Raw genomic sequence first — 16,275 nt, 5'->3', positions numbered from 1 at the left:
AAAATCCATGTCCTCGCCTGTCACCTCGCCATTCGCCTCGCCGCTCTCCTCGCCAATCCATCTTCTCACCGGCGCCACCTCGGGAATCGGCCTCGAGCTGGCCCGCCAGCTCTTGGCCCAGCCACGGAGCAGCCTGATCGTGGGTGCCCGGCACCCCGCCGCCGCGCACGCCTTGCGCAGCTTGGCGCGGGAAGACCGGCTCACCATCTTGCCGCTCGACCTCTGCTCGCTCGCCTCGACCGCGTCATTTGCCGACGCCGTCTCCGTGCGCCTGATCGATCGCCGGCTCGCCTCGCTTGCCGCGAATGCGGGCGTCCAGGTCGTCGGACCGCGCCGGGTGACCGGAGACGGATACGAGGAGACCTTCCAGGCCAACTGGCTGTCGCACGCCACTCTGATCGAATGGCTGAGACCCATGCTGGCACCGGCGGCGCCCGTGGTCTTCACCGCCAGCGGCACGCACGATCCGGCGCACCCCGCGGCGCGCCGCTTCGGCTTTCGCGGCGGCCTGTTTCCCGACATCACGCGCGTGGCGCAGGGAAAGCTCGACGAGGCGGCGTCAGTCAAGCAGCAGGGAATGGACCGCTATGCCACCTCCAAGCTCGTCGCCATCCTGCACGTCTATGCCCTGGCGCGACGCGAGGAGGCGGACGGTCCACGCTATTTCGCCTTCGATCCCGGACTGATGGCTGGTACCGGCTTGGCCCGCGAGCGGTCGGCCGTCGAGCGCTTCGGCTGGTCCGCCCTGCTGCCGCTGTTCGCGTCGGTCATGCCGGGGGCCAGCACGCCGCTGCGCTCGGCGTCGGCCCTGGCGCTGCTGCTCACCGGGCGCGCTTTTGCCGGTGCGACCGGCCGGCATCTCGACTTCACGCTCACCGAGATTCCGAGCTCGGCCGATTCGCATCGCTTCGACTGGCAGGACGAGGTCGCCGATTTCGCCCGGCGTGCCGCTCACAAGGGTCGTCCGGCGTCGCGCGCGATCGATTCGATGTAGGACATCACCAGGCGCACCAGCTCGTCCTCGAAGGCTCGGCTTTGCAGGAATGGCTGCTCTTCCATCACGGCGGCGCGGATGGCGCCCAGCAGGGCGCGCGACAGCACGAACACCTGCTCGCGTGCGAGCGGCGGCAGTCGCGTCGCATCCGGACCGATTACCGAGCCGATGTTGGCGATGAAGCTGTTGATCGGGCCGATCATCTCGAAGCCGAGCCCTTGCGCGAGGATGGCCTGCACCACCGCCTTGCGGGCCCGCGAGCGGCCGCGGAAGGCGTGCACCATGGCCCGTACCATGGCGCGCACGCGACTCTCGGGCGCGGGGTCGCCGGCGCCGGACAGGGCGCGGCCGACCTCGATCAGCGCCGCGCTCATCTCCTGGCGGGCAAGCGCCAGCAGAAGCGCGTTCTTGTCGACGAAGTACTGGTAGAGCGTGCCGATGCTCACTCCGGCGCGCTCTGCCACCGCGTTGGTGGTGAAGGCGGCGAGGCCGCCGGCCTCCAGAATCTGAGCCGCCGCCTCGAGGATCGCCGCCACGGTCTCGGCCGCGCGCGCCTGGCGCGGAATTCGGCGTTTTATTTCAGGGAGTTGGCGTTTGATTGCCATGGCGATCCGGCGTTCGGGAAGGCGAGTAAGTAAACCTGAGCATCGCTCATATATTAGCCTGGGCCAACCACCGGGAGTCCTGCCGTGGAAGATCTCGCCATCCTCTATCTGACCCTGCTGCCGATGGTGCTCGGCGCCGCCGTCATCGAGGGCGTCTGGCTCGCGCGAAAGCGAGCCGAGCCGTACGACTGGCGGTCATCGGCATGCTCGATGGCCGACCTCGCCGGTCGCCGCGTGCTGGGCTTCATTCCCTACGCCCTGGCCGCGCCCTGGCTCGACTGGGTCTGGCAGCATCGCCTGTTCACCCAGTCGCTCGACAGCATCTGGTCGGTGCTGCTGCTCTTCGTCGGGCTGGAGTTCTTCTACTACTGGTATCACCGCGCCGCGCACACCGTGCGCTGGTTCTGGGCGGCGCATTCGGTGCACCACTCGCCCAACCAGCTCAACCTGTCGGCCGCCTACCGCCTGGGCTGGTTCGGCCGCTTCACCGGCACGTCGCTCTTCTTCACACCGCTGGTGCTGCTGGGCTTCACGCCGACCGAAGTGCTGGCGGCCCTGTTCCTGAACCTGCTCTACCAGTTTTGGCTGCACGCCGACTGGATCCCCAGGCTGGGTTGGCTCGAGCACGTGCTCAACACGCCATCGAGCCATCGCGTCCACCACGCCCGCAATCCCGAGTATCTCGACGCCAATTTCGGCGGCGTGCTGATCGTGTTCGACCGCCTGTTCGGCACCTATGTCGTGGAGCGCAAGGACGTGCCGTGCGATTTCGGGCTGGTCGCGCCCGAGGTCTCCTCGCGCAACCCGATCGCCCTCAACGTCATGCCGTGGCTCGGTCTGCTCAAGGACCTGCGTTCGGCGCGCTCCTTGCGCGACGTGTGCATGTACCTATTCGGCCCGCCCGGCTGGCGTCCCGACGGCGCCGGCCTCACCAGCGCCGAACTGCGCCGTCGCGCCGGGCTTGCCAATGCGCCGGCAGCAGAGCCGGCGATGATGGGAATCCGCCTTTCATGTTCCTCTCCCCCGCCAGGGCCCGCCAGGGGGAGAGGTCAGGTGGAGGCCTCGAAGGATGTGAGATCGCCTGTAACCCCCTCACCCAGCCTCTCCCTCTAAGCGGGGGAGAGGAGCATGAGAGAGACTCCTCGAACGCCCAACGTCTAATACCTCGGCGCCGTGGCCGCGCCGACGCCGGCGCCGACGGCGCCGCCGACCAGGGCGCCCGGCAGGAGGCCGATCGGCGTCAGGGCGCCGATCAAGGCGCCCGAGCCGGCGCCGATGCCGCCGCCTGTGACGGCGCGCTGGCCCCAGGTATCGCCGCAGGCGGCGGTGCCGAGCAGGATCAGGGCGAGGGTGACGTACTTGGCCATGGTGAGGGGGTCCCCTAGGTCAGTTGCTTAACCCCTAAGATACGGAGCGGGCGCCCGGAACGATGGTGACCAAGTTGTGACCCGAGGGTTGCTTCTGCGGCGGCGGAACGGGACACTCCGCCGGCATGAGCAACGACATCGAAATCTGGCTACTGTTCGCCCCCTTCTGGATCCTGGGTCTCGGCGCCCTCATCGGCGCGGGCTGGCATCTCGTCCATTTCAAGATCAACCATGGCCGGGCTCAGGCGGCCGGCCATGCCCATCTGATCGACGCCAGCCGGCACCATCTGCGGCGCGGCCTGATCGCGGTCGGCGCCTTCGTCGTCCTGGTCCTGATCGGGCTGGGCGTCGCGGCGGCGATGGGTGTCCTGTTCGGGCGCTGATCGCGGACTGTCGACCGTGCTGAAACTTCTCGAACACGAAACGACGGCGGTCACCGACCTTGCGGCGGCGCGGCGCTTCTTGGCGATGCCGGACTCCGCGCAGGACACGGCGGTGGTGATGTTTCTCGAAGGGCTGGCGGGAATCACGGCCGAGCTTGCCCAATGGACGTAGCCAGCAGCCGGTTTCCGCGTCCGCTGCTTCGGAGGGTCGCCTACCTGCGTCGCAATCGCTGCAGCGCCCTGCTGGCGATGCTCTGCGTCATCATCGTGGCTGCCCCACTGCTCAGCGGCACGCCGCTCGCCGGCGGGTTCGTCGGCATCGGCACGATGGCCGTCCTGCTGCTGGCGGTGTGGGCGCTGCGCGTGCGTCGCATGACGCTGTGGGCGGTCGGCGTGCTGGCGCTGTTCGCCGTTCAGGCGATTGCGGTCGAGCAGATGGGAGAGCACTGGCTGCGCCCGGTCGTCTTCGGCTCGACCGCCCTCTTCATGGCGGTCGTCACGCTAGCGCTGCTGCGTTACGTGCTCGACTGGCATCCGATTACCACCGACAAGGTATTCGGGGCCGTCTCGGCCTATGTGCTGATCGCCTTCACCTTCGCCAGCCTGTTCAACTTCATCGAGCTGTTCGACGCGAACGCCTTCAGCTACGCGATCGAGAAGGGACCCTACGGACACCTGCGCTGGTCCGACATGATGTACTTCTCCTTCACCGTTCTCACCTCCACCGGGTTCGGCGAGATCACGCCGGCGACCGGTCTCACGCGCAGCCTGATCGTGCTCGAGCAGGTGCTGGGCGTGATGTACGTCGCCTTCCTGATCGCGCGCCTCGCGAACCTCTACAGCGGCTCCGGCCTTGGCAAGAAGTGAAGCGGAAGGGACTCCGTCAGATCACGCGCTGGGTGCGCGACCAGGCCATGTAGAGCTCGTGCGCCTGGCGCGCGATCGGGCCGGGCTGCAGGTCGCGGCCCTCGTAGCGGCTGACCGGCTGGACCTTGCCGGCGTTGCCGGTGGTGAAGATCTCGTCGGCGCCGTCGAGCTCGTTCGTGGTCACGGTGCGCTCCTCGACGGTGATGCCGGCATTGCGCAGCAGCTCCACCGTGCGATAGCGCGTGATGCCGGCCAGGAAGGTGCCGTTGGGCACCGGCGTGGCGACCACGCCGCCGCGGGCGATGAAGATGTTGGAGCTGCAGGTCTCGGCGACGTTGCCGTTGGCATCGAGCACGACGCCGTTCTGGAAGCCGCGCTTCATCATCTCGGCGACGCCGCGCGAGGAGTTGGGATAGAGGCAGCTCGCCTTGGCGGCGGTCGGCGCGCTCTCCGGCGTCGGCCGGCGGATGGAGCGGCAGAGGCCGAGCGTCAGCGGCGTGCCCGCGCGCATCGGCGAATGGTAGACGCAGAGCAGGAACTGGGTCGAATCGGGGTCGACCGAGATCGGCCCGGCGCCGCCCTTGCCGGCCCAGAACATCGGCCGGACGTAGAGCTCGGCCTTGGGGCCGAAGCGGCGGATGGCCTCGTGCATCAGCGCGAGGATCTCCTCCGCCGTCTTGCTCGGCTCGAGGCCCAGCGCGCGCGCCGAGCGCACCACGCGTTCCGCATGGAGGTCGAGATCGGGCCCGCAGCCCTCGAAGGCGCGGCCGCCGTCGAATACGATCGAGCCCAGCCAGAAGGCGTGATCGCGCGGGCCCAGGATCGCGGGGTTGCCCTCGTGCCACGTGCCGTTCCAGTAGGTGAGCGTATCCATGTTCCTCTCCGCCACGAAAGCCGGCGGACATAGCAGACGGTGAGCGGCACGGCCATCCCGCCGTCCAGCCTGGCGCCCCTGCTGGCGCTGGGTGCGGCATTCTGCTTCGCCCTGGCGCTGATCCTGACACAGTACGGCCTGCGCACCGTGCCGTCATGGCGCTCGCCGCTCTACACGATCGGCGGCTCAATGGTGATGGCGTGGCCGCCGGCGCTGGCCTTCGTCGACTGGCGCGGCTTCGACTTGCGGGCGGCCGCGATCTTCGCCGGCGTCGGCTGCATCTTCCCGGTAGTTGTCTCGATCCTGTCGGTGCGGTCCAACGAGCGGCTGGGCCCGGCCATCGCCGGCGCCGCCGGCAACGTCACGCCCCTCTTCGCCGTGCTGGGGGCGGTGCTGTTTCTCGGCGAGCGGATCGGGCCGGGACAGGCGCTCGCCCTGGTCCTGGTGGTGGGCGGCGTGGCGCTGATGGCGCTGCGCGGCGGCACCGGCCGGCGGCAATGGCCGGTCTGGGTGCTGGGTCTGCCGCTCGCCGCCGCCCTGGTGCGCGGCTCGATCCAGCCGGCAATCAAGACGGGGCTCGGCCTGTGGCCCGAGCCGCTCGCGGCCGCGGCCATCGGCTATTCGTTCTCTACTCTGGTGATCGTGTCGCTGATCGGCCGCCGCGCACTCAGCGCCGGCCCGGCCGATCGCCGCGGCCTGCTGTGGTTCCTCGCGGTGGGGGCGAGCAACGGCACGGCGACCTTCCTGCTCTACGCCGCGCTCGGCCTCGGCTCGATCACCGTGGTGGCGCCGCTGGTCGCGGTGTTTCCCCTGATCGCCGTCGCGCTGAGCTACCTGCTGCTGCGCGAGGAGCGGCTGCACATCGTCGGCCTGCTCGGCGTGCTGACGAGCGTCGCCGGAGTCATCCTGCTCCTGCTGTTGCAATAGCCGTGTCGGCTGTGTTGGATGAGGGGATGCTGAAGCGCGTTCTGGGTCTGCTTCTCCTGCTCGCGGCCGTGCCGGCGGCGGCGCAGCAGAACGTGCGCGTGCCGGTGACCCAGAACGGCCGCACGCTGCAGCTTGCAGCGCAGCTCTTCCGTCCCGCCAAGGTGGCCGGCACTGTGCCCGCGGTCGCGATCTTCCACGGCTGCGGCGGGCCAGGCCAGAACACGGCACGCATGGCGGGGCTTCTCGCGTCGTGGGGCTATGCCGCGCTTGTCGTCGACAGCTTTTCCGCCCGCGGTCTCAAGGATGTGTGCGGCCGCAACTGGCCGACCCAGGCCGACGCCGAGGCGCGCGCGCACGACATCGATGCGACGCTGACTTGGCTCGGCAGGCAGAGCTACGTCGATCCCGGCCGGCTTGCCTTCATGGGCTATTCCTACGGCGGCGGTGTCGCGATGCTGCGGGCCCTGTCGGCGCAAGCCGACACCTCGAAACCGCCGGCGCCAGCCGACACCTCAAGACCGTCGGCCCGGCCCGACGCGGCTTCCTCCGCGGCGCGCGCCGCCATCCTGGTCTATCCCGACTGCGCGCTGGCCGATGCGCTGGGGCCGCGCCTCGCCGTACGTCAGCCGACCCTGTTTGCCCTGGCGGCGCTCGACGACTGGACGCCGGTGTCGCAATGCAAGGCGGTAGTCGAACGCATCGTGCAGGGCCGCGACCTGGTGGAGACGCGAACCTACGAAGGCGCGCATCACAGCTTCGATGCGCTCGGCCTGCCGGTGCGCTATCTCGGCGGCGTCGGCAACCGCAGCAAGCCGGGCGGCTGCTGCGGCGCGCACTACGGTGCCAACGAGACGGCGTGGAAGGCCTTCGTCGGCGACGTCAAGGCGTTCCTCGCGAAGGTGTTCGCGCGGTGATCCATGTTCCTCCCCCGACTACGGAGGAGGCAAGCAATTGGGACGTGTCCTTTACGGTAGCGCCGACAACTGGACCGACACGTCCTGCGCAGCGCTCTTCATGTCGCGGGCGAGCTTGAGCGAGGTCGCGCGGTCGAGCTGGTTCCCGAGGCCGACCGCGACCAGCGTGTGCGAGATGGTGCCGCGGCGGTTCAGCACAGGTACGGCGACGATCGTCACGCCGGCAATGTAGTTGCCGCGGTCGATGCTGAAGCCCTGGCGGCGCGTCTGCTCGACCTCGCGGCGCCAGTCGGCATAGCTCGGCGCCTTGTTCCAGCGCAGCCGGCGGAACCGCTTCTCGATCTCAGCCGGAGGATGGTCGCTGAACGCGACGAGGCATCGGCCGGTCGCGCTGATCAGGGCAGGGAAGCGGCTGCCGACATCGACATGCAGGCGCACCGGAGCCTGCGCCCGCGCCAGCGCGACCACGACCATGTGATCGAGGTCGGGCAGCTCGACGCCGATCGCGGTGACGCCGTAGCGACCCGACAGGTCGTCGAGGCTCGCCTGCACTAGGCTCGGGAAGTCGCTGTTCTCCAGCACGGCGCGGGCGAGCGGCAGCATGCCGACGCCCAGGCCGTACTGCTTGGTGAGAGGATCGACGCGCACCAGCCCCTCGGCGAGGAGCGCCCGCAGGATGTGCAGGGCCGTGCTGGGCACCAGACCGAGCGATCCCGCGATCGCCTTCAGGGCGAGCGGCGCGCGGCTGCGGCTCAGCAACCGCAGGATGGCGATGGCCCGCGTGACGGCGGGCACGGCGCGGATACGGGGCGGACGGGGTTCCGGCATTTTGTCCAAATACAACACAGTTCTCAATAAAGCAGCCAGCGGCATCATCGCCCACCGTATGCGGCACCGATACACAAGGCTTCCTGCTCGTTGGACGTCGACGCGGCCAGCATTCAAGGTCCGCCCGGTGCCGCGCCCCTGTTGCGCGACCTGCGCCGCAGCCTTCCAAGCTTGCGCCACAGCCTCTCAGGGTGCCTCTGAGGGGGAGGTGCCTTTGCAAGTTGACGCCTGCGGGGCTGTCTCCTGCAGGGCGCGTCCCAGCATTTGTAGAGGAGGATTTCGCCATGACTCGACGGAACAGCGGCGACTAGCCGCGCAGGAGATCAAGCCGCTCGCGACCGCAACTAATGCGCGTACTTTGTCGGTGAGGGTGCGGGTTGGTGGGAGCGACCGGTTCGAGCCCGAACCGGCTGCCTCACCCCTTCGCGCGCGGATGGGCGGCGCGGTAGACGGCGGCGAGACGGGCGGAGTCGACGTCGGTGTAGCGCTGCGTCGTCGACAGCGAGGCGTGGCCGAGAAGCTCCTGGATGGTGCGCAGGTCGCCGCCGGCGCCCAACAGGTGGGTGGCGAAGGAATGGCGCAGCGCGTGCGGCGTCACGCTGTCCGGCAGGCCGAGGCCGTGGCGGATCTCGCGCACGCGCTTCTGCACGATGGCGGGGTCGAGCGCGCCACCGCGGGCGCCGAGAAAGAATGCCTCGCGCGGGGCGAGGGCGGCCATGAAGGGGCAGGCGTTGCGATAGGCCCGCAGCGCCTCGAGCGCTTGCGGCAACAGCGGCACCAGGCGCGTCTTGTTGCCCTTGCCGGTGACGCTGAGCGTATCGCGGCCGGCGCGCAGCAGCTCCTCGACCGTGGCCTTGGTGAGGCCGAGCGCCTCGCCGATGCGCAGGCCAGCGCCGTAGAGCAGCAGCAGAACGGCGGTGTCGCGCAGGTCGATCCAGGCGGCGCGCTCCTGCCCGGGGGCCGAGTCGAGCACTTCTTCCATGTCGCCTTCGGAGAGCGCCTTGGGTACGGAGCGCGGCAGCTTGGGCGTCTGGATGGCGGCGATGCTGGCGTTGTGGGCGAGACCACGCTTGTCGAGGAAGCGGAAGAAGGAGCGCACCGAGGAGAAGGCGCGTGCCGTCGAGGTCCGCGCCATGCCCTCGCGCGCCCGCTCGGCCAGCCAGGCGCGGAACTCGGCCGGTTTCAGCTTTGCCAGCGCGTCGAGGGTCGGCGGTGCACCGAGATAGATCGTCATGAAGCCCACGAACGAGGCCACGTCGTGCTCGTAGGCGATCAGGGTGTGGCCGGCCAGCCGGCGTTCGCTCTTCAGCCAGTCGCGCCAGGCCTCGCGCGCAGCGTCGAGCGATGGGCTCACGGGGAGTGGACACATCTTTCGTGTCCCTCCCCCGTAATCGGGGGAGGTGGTCCCCGTCGGCGCTGTTTACAGCGCCTTTGCCGGAGGGGGAAAGCCACAGTCGAGCTTTCTCCGATCCTGACGTCGTAATCCGAATCGTCTCGACTGAGGCCTTCCCCCTCCGCCCCGTACGGGGCACCTCCCCCGATTACAGGGGAGGAACAGGAGACATGTCCGCTTCGCAGCACCCGCCGTTCACTCCGGCAGGTCGAGCCAGGCGCGGATGGTGTTCTCCAGCACCTTGGCGAGGAAGAACAAGAGCTCGGTCGCCTGCTCCGGGCCGAACGCCTTGGGGTCGCGCGCGCCGAAGCACATGACGCCGTCGGGAGAGCCGCTCGACACGCGCAGCCGCATCAGCACGTCCGACTTCACGAAGCGCGAGATGTCGCCGAAGAAGGCCTCTTCGCCGACGATGTCGGAGCGCAGGCGCGCCTGCTTGTCGGGGCCGATGGCGGCGTCGATGGCACCCGGCGCCAGCACGTAGACGCCGCGCACCGGCACGCGCTTGGGCGCATCGGCGTTGGCCTCGATGGCGAGCGTGATGAAATCGACGTCGAGCAGCTCGGGCAGCTCATGGGTGACGACGTGGATCATCTTCTCGAACGTCGTCGCCTGGATGATGCTGATCACCGCCGCCTGGATGCGGCTCTGCACGATCTGGTTCTGCTGCGAGTTGGCGATGATCTCGGTGCGCTCGTTCTTCAGCCGGTCGATCTCGCCGCGCAGGCGCTTCAGGATCACCTGCTGCATGTCGATGACGCCGGGCCCCTGCACCCGCGGCACCATGCTCATCGTCTCGACCAGCTCGGGATGACCTTCGAAGAAGGTCGGGTGCGCCTTGAGATAGGCGACGACGTCGTCGGCCGTGATCACCTTGACCTGGCGACCCGAACCGTCGGGCGCCGTGACCGTGCCGCTGCCCTCCGGGTGGCTGTCCATCGGCGCCTCTCCTGTCAGAGAATCGACTGGCCGGTCTTGGCCCAGTCGTCGAGGAAGGCCTTCAGGCCGTTGTCCGTGAGGGCGTGCTTGAACAGCTGGCGCAGCACGTTGGGCGGCAGGGTCGCGACATGGGCGCCGAGCTTGGCGGCCTGGATGACATGCTGCGAATGGCGCACCGAGGCGACCAGCACCTCGGTCTTGAAGTGGGGATACTGGCGGTAGATCGTCATGATCTCGCCGATCAGGTGCATGCCGTCCTGGCCGATGTCGTCGAGCCGGCCGACGAAAGGCGAGATGAAGCTGGCGCCGGCCTTGGCGGCCAGCAGCGCCTGCGCCGCCGAGAAGCACAGGGTCACGTTCACCATCGTGCCTTCCGAGCTCAGCGCCCTGCAGGTCTTGAGCCCGTCCGGAGTCAGCGGCACCTTGACGGCGACATTCCTGGCGAGCTTGGCGAGCTTGCGGCCTTCCTGGAGCATCGTCTTGTGGTCGGTCGCGACGGTCTCGGCGCTGACCGGGCCCGGGACGATGGCGCAGATCTCCTGGATCACGTCCAGCATCGGCCGCCCCGCCTTCATGACCAGGGACGGGTTGGTGGTCACGCCATCGAGCAGACCGGACGCGGCCAGGTCCTTGATCTCGGCGACATCGGCGGTATCGACGAAGAACTTCATATAAACTGTTCCAATGGCCAGTGGTTCAGGCTCGGCGTCTGCCACAATTTCTAGCGATTCTGCCTCGGAGCCACAAGCCGAGGCGGTCGCGTTGGCGGAGGCTCGTCCGGTGGAAAACGCCTCGGTGCGAACGCTGCGCGTGCTGCTGCCGTTGCCGCTGGCCGACGCCTACGATTACAGCGTCCCCGAGGGCCAGGCGTTCGAGCCTGGCGCCTTTGTCGTCGTGCCGCTGGGCAAGCGCGAGGTCGTCGGCGTGGTGTGGGGCGAGGGCACGGGCGGCGTGGCAAGACACAAGCTGCGCGACATCGCAGGCCGCCTGCCAGCGCTGCCGATGGCCGACGCCATGCGCCGCTTCGTCGACTGGGTCGCCGCCTATACCCTGGCGCCGCCCGGGGCGGTGCTGCGCATGGCGATGAGCGTACCCACGGCGCTGCTCGCACCGCGTACCGAGATCGTCTATCGGGTTGCGGCCAATGATCATCGCGGCGCGCCGACGGCGGACGACACGGCGCTCAAGATCACCAGCGCGCGCCGTCGCGTGCTCGAGCAGCTGAAGGACGGTCCGGCCCTGCCCATTGCCGAGTTGGCGCAGCTCGCCGGCGTCGGCCAATCGGTGGTCAAGACCATGGCGTCGATCGGCCTGATCGAAGGCGTCGAGCGCGTCATGCGCAAGCGCTTCCCGCAGCCCGACGGGCGACGCGAGGGTCCGGCGCTGTCGGCCGAGCAGGCGGTCGCCGCGCAAGGGCTGGTCGACAAGGTGCTGGCGCACGGGTTCTCCGCCACCCTGCTCGACGGCGTGCCGGGCGCCGGCAAGACCGAGGTCTATTTCGAGGCGATTGCCGCCGCACTCGCGTCGGGCCGTCAGGTGCTGGTGCTGTTGCCCGAGATCGCGCTGACGGCGCAGTGGCTGAAGCGCTTCGAAGATCGCTTCGGCGCGCCGCCGGCGGCGTGGCATTCGGGACTGACCTCGCTCGAGCGGCGCGAGACCTGGCGCGCCATCGCCGAGGGCCGCGTCGGCGTTGTCGTGGGAGCGCGCTCGGCGCTGTTCCTGCCGTTCGCCAACCTCGGCCTGATCGTGGTCGACGAGGAGCACGACAGCTCGTTCAAGCAGGAGGACGGCGTCACCTACAATGCGCGCGACATGGCGGTGGTGCGCGCGCGCCTGGTGTCGGCGCCGATCGTGCTCGCCTCGGCGACGCCCTCGCTCGAGAGCGTAGTCAACGTATCGTCCGGCCGCTACGGCGCCGTGCACCTGCCGGCGCGGCACGGCGGACGCGACCTGGCGACGCTCCGCGCCATCGATCTCAGGCGCGAGCAGCCGGCGCGCGGGCGCTGGCTGTCGCCGCCGGTCGTCGAGGCGATGAAGCAGACCCTGGCGGCCGGCGAGCAGACGCTGCTGTTCCTCAACAGGCGCGGCTATGCGCCACTCACCCTGTGCCGCGCCTGCGGCCATGGCATCGAGTGTCCGCAATGTTCGGCCTGGCTGGTCGAGCATCGCTTCCGCCGCTCCCTGATCTGCCATCATTGCGGCTACGCCGAGCAGCCCGAGCAGGCCTGCAAGTACTGCGGTGCGGTCGACCAGTTCGTCGCCTGCGGCCCCGGCGTCGAGCGGCTCGCCGAGGAGGCCATGGCCCTGTTTCCGGACGCGCGGTTGGAGCTTTTCACCTCGGACAGCCTGATGAACCGCGACGAGGCGACGGCCGCCGTCGAGCGCATGATCGCGGGCGAGATCGACATCCTGATCGGCACCCAGATGGCGGCCAAGGGGCACCATTTCCCCAAGCTCACCCTGGTCGCCGTGGTCGATGCCGATCTCGGCCTGAACGGCGGCGATTTGCGCGCCGCCGAGCGCACCTTCCAGCTGCTCTACCAGGTCGCCGGCCGGGCGGGACGCCAGGACCGGCCGGGGCGGGCGCTGGTGCAGACCCACATGCCCGAGCATGCGGTGATGCAGGCCCTGGTGTCGGGCGATCGCCAGCGCTTCATCGCCGCCGAGCTGGCCGACCGCCGCGCCGCCGGCATGCCGCCGTTCGGCCGGCTGGCGGCGCTGATCGTCTCGGGGCCGGAACCGGCCGCTGTGGATAATGTCTGCGCGGCGCTGGCGCGGCGGGCGCCGCAGGGCGAGGGCATCACCACGCTCGGACCCTCGACGGCGCCGCTGGCGCTGCTGCGCGGCCGCCACCGCCGCCGCTTCCTGCTCAAGACGCGCCGCGATATCGCACTGCAACCTCTATTGCACGGCTGGCTGGCGCGGATCGGGCTGCCCGGTTCAGTGCGGCTGCAGATCGACGTCGATCCCTATTCCTTCCTGTGACATAACGCGCTGAAAAAGCGCGGTAATATCGAGCTTTCGCAATCTTGCGCGGGGCCGGGGCGCATGCTAGCAACGCGCGCTTTTCCGGGGTGGGGCGACGGCTGCGCAGACCGTTCTCCTGGGAAAGTCCTGCCGGCTCAGTCAGTTGCCGGCTGGACCTAACGGCAATGGAGAGGCTTTCACAGTGACTTCCGCCACCTCCGCCACGTCCGTCGTGGCCGGTCGCTATGCCAGTGCGCTGTTCGAGCTGGCGGATAGTGCCAGGTCTCTCGATCAGGTCGCCCAGGACCTCACCACCTTTCGCTCCCTGGTCGGGGAGAGCCCCGAGCTTGCCCGCCTGCTGGCGAGCCCGGTGGTCGGCCGCGACGTCCAGGGCAGGGCCCTGCTGGCCGTGCTCGACGCCGCCAGCATCAAGGGCCTGACGCGCAACTTCATCGGCACCGTCGCCGCCAATGGCCGCGCCCGCGAGCTCGTCGCCATGGCCACGGCCTTCCTGGCCGAGCTGGCGAGGCGGCGCGGCGAGACCACGGCCATCGTCACCTCGGCGGTGCCGCTCACGCCGGATCAGCTACAGCAACTGAACGCCGCGCTGCGCGGCGTGCTGGGCGGCGGCCGCGTTTCCATCGACGCGCATGTCGATCCCGACATCCTGGGCGGGCTGGTCGTCAAGGTCGGCTCGCGTCTTTTCGATTCTTCCATCCGCAGCAAGCTGCAGCGCTTGCAGCTTGCCATGAAGGGGGTTGCCTAAATGGATATCCGTGCCGCCGAAATCTCGGCCATTCTCAAGCAGCAGATCGCCAATTTCGGCACCGAGGCCGAAGTCGCCGAAGTCGGCCAGGTGCTCTCCGTCGGCGACGGTATCGCCCGTGTCTATGGCCTCGACAGCGTCAAGGCCGGCGAGATGGTCGAGTTCCCGGGCGGCATCAAGGGCATGGCGCTGAACCTCGAGCGCGACAATGTCGGCGTCGTGATCTTCGGCGAGGATCGCACCATCCGCGAAGGCGACACCGTCAAGCGCACCGGCGCCATCGTCGACGTGCCGGTCGGCAAGGGCCTGCTCGGCCGCGTGGTCGACGGCCTCGGCAATCCGATCGACGGCAAGGGCCCGATCGCCTCGACCGAGCGCCGCCTCGTCGAGCTGAAGGCGCCGGGCATCATTCCGCGCAAGTCGGTCAGCGAGCCGATGCAGACCGGCCTGAAGGCCCTCGATTCGCTGGTGCCGGTCGGCCGCGGCCAGCGCGAGCTGATCATCGGCGACCGCCAGACCGGCAAGACCGCCGTCGCCATCGACACGTTCCTGAACCAGAAGACCATCAACAAGGGCACCGACGAGAGCCGCAAGCTCTACTGCGTGTATGTCGCCATCGGCCAGAAGCGCTCGACCGTCGCCCAGATCGTCAAGACTCTCGAGGACAACGGAGCGATGGAATACTCCATCGTCGTCGCCGCCACCGCGTCCGACCCGGCGCCGATGCAGTTCCTGGCGCCTTATACCGGCTGCGCCATGGGCGAGTACTTCCGCGACAACGGCATGCACGCCGTGATCGTCTATGACGACCTGTCCAAGCAGGCGGTCTCCTACCGCCAGATGTCGCTGCTGCTGCGCCGCCCGCCGGGCCGCGAGGCCTATCCGGGCGACGTGTTCTATCTTCACTCGCGCCTGCTCGAGCGCGCCGCCAAGCTGAACGAGAAGAATGGCTCGGGCTCGCTGACGGCGCTGCCGGTCATCGAGACCCAGGCCGGCGACGTCTCGGCCTACATCCCGACCAACGTGATCTCGATCACCGACGGCCAGATCTTCCTCGAGGCTGAATTGTTCTACGCCGGCATCAAGCCGGCCATCAATGTCGGCCTGTCGGTCAGCCGAGTGGGGTCGGCGGCGCAGATCAAGGCGATGAAGCAGGTTGCCGGCACCATGAAGCTCGAGCTGGCGCAGTACCGCGAGATGGCCGCCTTCGCCCAGTTCGCCTCCGACCTCGATGCCACCACCCAGCGTCTGCTGGCGCGCGGCCAGCGGCTAACCGAGCTCCTGAAGCAGGGTCAGTACCAGCCCATGCCGGTCGAGGAGCAGGTCGCCTCGATCTACTCCGGCACCCGTGGCTTCCTCGACAGCATGCCCGTCGGACGCATCGGCGAATTCGAGCGCCAGATGCTCGACGCGCTGCGCGCCGAGGGCTCGATCCTCGCCTCGATCCGCGACAAGCGCGAGATCGTCAAGGAGACCGACGACAAGCTGAGGGCGTTCCTGACCGACTTCACCAAGAAGTTCGCGTAAAGGTTCCGCCGTCCGATGCCCAGTCTCAAGAGTTACCGCCTCAGGATCCGAAGCGTCCAGTCGACGCAGAAGATCACCAAGGCGATGAAGATGGTGGCCGCCGCCAAGCTGCGGCGCGCCCAGGAGCAGGCCATGGCGGCGCGGCCCTACGCCGAGGCCATGGACAGCCTGATGGCCTCGCTCGGCGCCAGCTTCAAGGGCGGCACCGGCCCGCGCCTGCTGGCCGGCACCGGGTCGGACAAGGTCCATCTGGTGATCGTCGCCACGTCCGATCGCGGCCTGTGCGGCGCCTTCAACAGCTCGATCGTGCGCGAGGCGCGCCGGCTCATCCGTGCGCTGATGGCCGAGGGCAAGACGGTCAAGGTGCTGGCGGTCGGCCGCAAGGGCCGTGACCAGCTGCGCCGCGATTTCGCCCAGAACATCGTCGAGACCATCACCGACCTCGGCCGCCCGCGCCTCGGCTACGGCGACGCCCAGAAGGTCGCCAACCGCGTCATGCAGATGTTCGAGGCCGGCGAGTTCGACGTCGCCACGGTGATCTTCAACCGCTTCAAGTCGGCGATGACGCAGATCGTCACCCGCCAGCAGCTCATTCCACCGCCGCCGCCGGAGACGACGGCAACGCCGGCCGCCGTCGGTGGGGCGGTCTACGAGTTCGAGCCGGACGAGGGCGAGATCCTGGCCGACCTGCTGCCACGCAACCTCACCGTCCAGATCTTCCGCGCGCTGCTGGAGAACGCTGCGAGCTTCTATGGCTCGCAAATGACGGCCATGGACAGCGCCACCAACAACGCCGGCGACATGATCCGGCGCCTGACCCTGCAGATGAACCGCTCGCGCCAGGCCTCGATCACCAAGGAACTCATCGAAATCATTTCCGGCGCCGAGGCCGTCTAGCCCGCGCCGTCTACTATCGAAGGAAAG

Annotated in this window: 18 protein-coding genes; 11 read left to right on the top strand and 7 right to left on the bottom strand. The window is 68.8% G+C overall.

The features are described 5' to 3' along the window. The first annotated feature begins 7 nt into the window (after window positions 1–7). Window positions 8–994 carry an SDR family NAD(P)-dependent oxidoreductase gene (locus tag AB7O82_RS13510; RefSeq protein ID WP_428542970.1) on the top strand — a complete coding sequence of 329 codons (987 nt, stop codon included), beginning with the start codon at window positions 8–10 and terminating at the stop codon, window positions 992–994. Here the strand turns inward: AB7O82_RS13510 and AB7O82_RS13505 are convergent. After that, the gene (locus AB7O82_RS13505) at window positions 952–1,599 is read right to left on the bottom strand and encodes a TetR/AcrR family transcriptional regulator (protein WP_428542967.1); all 648 of its coding nucleotides are present in this window, start codon (window positions 1,597–1,599) and stop codon (window positions 952–954) included. The genes AB7O82_RS13510 and AB7O82_RS13505 overlap by 43 nt on opposite strands. A gap of 84 nt (window positions 1,600–1,683) precedes the next feature. Here AB7O82_RS13505 and AB7O82_RS13500 point away from each other — a divergent pair, with 84 nt between their 5' ends. Beyond that, complete coding sequence (locus tag AB7O82_RS13500; protein WP_428542964.1) at window positions 1,684–2,712, top strand: sterol desaturase family protein; 1,029 nt, start codon at window positions 1,684–1,686, stop codon at window positions 2,710–2,712. A 44-nt stretch (window positions 2,713–2,756) separates the two neighbouring features. Here AB7O82_RS13500 and AB7O82_RS13495 read toward each other — a convergent pair whose 3' ends face one another. After that, complete coding sequence (locus AB7O82_RS13495; RefSeq protein ID WP_428542961.1) at window positions 2,757–2,966, bottom strand: bacteriocin; 210 nt, start codon at window positions 2,964–2,966, stop codon at window positions 2,757–2,759. A gap of 125 nt (window positions 2,967–3,091) precedes the next feature. Here AB7O82_RS13495 and AB7O82_RS13490 point away from each other — a divergent pair, with 125 nt between their 5' ends. The 3 genes from AB7O82_RS13490 to AB7O82_RS13480 are packed head-to-tail and all read left to right on the top strand — an operon-like array spanning window position 3,092 to window position 4,216. Then, window positions 3,092–3,349, top strand: coding sequence for a hypothetical protein (locus AB7O82_RS13490; protein ID WP_428542958.1), 258 nt, complete (start codon window positions 3,092–3,094; stop codon window positions 3,347–3,349). A 16-nt stretch (window positions 3,350–3,365) separates the two neighbouring features. After that, window positions 3,366–3,521: a hypothetical protein gene (locus AB7O82_RS13485; protein ID WP_428542955.1), complete on the top strand. Its 156-nt coding sequence runs from the start codon at window positions 3,366–3,368 to the stop codon at window positions 3,519–3,521. Beyond that, window positions 3,512–4,216, top strand: coding sequence for a potassium channel family protein (locus AB7O82_RS13480; RefSeq protein WP_428542952.1), 705 nt, complete (start codon window positions 3,512–3,514; stop codon window positions 4,214–4,216). The genes AB7O82_RS13485 and AB7O82_RS13480 overlap by 10 nt, the downstream gene beginning before the upstream one ends. Before the next feature lie 16 nt (window positions 4,217–4,232). Here the strand turns inward: AB7O82_RS13480 and AB7O82_RS13475 are convergent, their stop codons facing one another. Further along, window positions 4,233–5,090: a branched-chain amino acid aminotransferase gene (locus AB7O82_RS13475; RefSeq protein ID WP_428542949.1), complete on the bottom strand. Its 858-nt coding sequence runs from the start codon at window positions 5,088–5,090 to the stop codon at window positions 4,233–4,235. Window positions 5,091–5,129: 39 nt separating this feature from the next. Here AB7O82_RS13475 and AB7O82_RS13470 point away from each other — a divergent pair, with 39 nt between their 5' ends. Continuing rightward, complete coding sequence (locus AB7O82_RS13470) at window positions 5,130–6,017, top strand: EamA family transporter (protein ID WP_428542946.1); 888 nt, start codon at window positions 5,130–5,132, stop codon at window positions 6,015–6,017. Window positions 6,018–6,043: 26 nt separating this feature from the next. Next, window positions 6,044–6,931: a dienelactone hydrolase family protein gene (locus AB7O82_RS13465; protein ID WP_428542943.1), complete on the top strand. Its 888-nt coding sequence runs from the start codon at window positions 6,044–6,046 to the stop codon at window positions 6,929–6,931. Between the two features lie 51 nt (window positions 6,932–6,982). Here the strand turns inward: AB7O82_RS13465 and AB7O82_RS13460 are convergent, their stop codons facing one another. The 4 genes from AB7O82_RS13460 to fsa all read right to left on the bottom strand — a co-directional run bounded on the left by AB7O82_RS13460 (window position 6,983) and on the right by fsa (window position 10,762). Beyond that, window positions 6,983–7,759 carry an IclR family transcriptional regulator gene (locus AB7O82_RS13460; protein ID WP_428542940.1) on the bottom strand — a complete coding sequence of 259 codons (777 nt, stop codon included), beginning with the start codon at window positions 7,757–7,759 and terminating at the stop codon, window positions 6,983–6,985. Window positions 7,760–8,174: 415 nt separating this feature from the next. Next, window positions 8,175–9,128: a tyrosine recombinase XerC gene (locus tag AB7O82_RS13455; RefSeq protein WP_428542937.1), complete on the bottom strand. Its 954-nt coding sequence runs from the start codon at window positions 9,126–9,128 to the stop codon at window positions 8,175–8,177. A gap of 219 nt (window positions 9,129–9,347) precedes the next feature. After that, a complete protein-coding gene (locus AB7O82_RS13450; protein ID WP_428619572.1) occupies window positions 9,348–10,091 on the bottom strand; it encodes a DUF484 family protein in 744 nt (247 codons plus the stop codon). Between the two features lie 14 nt (window positions 10,092–10,105). Continuing rightward, on the bottom strand, window positions 10,106–10,762 hold the full coding sequence (fsa, locus tag AB7O82_RS13445) for a fructose-6-phosphate aldolase (RefSeq protein ID WP_428542931.1): 657 nt from the start codon (window positions 10,760–10,762) through the stop codon (window positions 10,106–10,108). Between the two features lie 109 nt (window positions 10,763–10,871). On the opposite strand from fsa, the gene AB7O82_RS13440 reads away from it, so the two are divergent. The 4 genes from AB7O82_RS13440 to AB7O82_RS13425 all read left to right on the top strand — a co-directional run bounded on the left by AB7O82_RS13440 (window position 10,872) and on the right by AB7O82_RS13425 (window position 16,248). Then, a complete protein-coding gene (locus AB7O82_RS13440) occupies window positions 10,872–13,076 on the top strand; it encodes a primosomal protein N' (protein ID WP_428542928.1) in 2,205 nt (734 codons plus the stop codon). Between the two features lie 184 nt (window positions 13,077–13,260). Beyond that, a complete protein-coding gene (locus AB7O82_RS13435; protein WP_428542925.1) occupies window positions 13,261–13,824 on the top strand; it encodes a F0F1 ATP synthase subunit delta in 564 nt (187 codons plus the stop codon). Then, on the top strand, window positions 13,825–15,351 hold the full coding sequence (atpA, locus tag AB7O82_RS13430) for a F0F1 ATP synthase subunit alpha (protein WP_428542922.1): 1,527 nt from the start codon (window positions 13,825–13,827) through the stop codon (window positions 15,349–15,351). It abuts the gene before it with no gap. Between the two features lie 15 nt (window positions 15,352–15,366). Beyond that, window positions 15,367–16,248 carry a F0F1 ATP synthase subunit gamma gene (locus tag AB7O82_RS13425; RefSeq protein WP_428542919.1) on the top strand — a complete coding sequence of 294 codons (882 nt, stop codon included), beginning with the start codon at window positions 15,367–15,369 and terminating at the stop codon, window positions 16,246–16,248. Window positions 16,249–16,275: the final 27 nt, after the last annotated feature.

The organism is Reyranella sp. (assembly GCF_050185545.1).
Lineage (GTDB): Bacteria > Pseudomonadota > Alphaproteobacteria > Reyranellales > Reyranellaceae > Reyranella.
The sequence above is the reverse complement of the archived record's forward strand: the minus strand, read 5'-3'. Positions and strand labels throughout refer to the sequence as shown.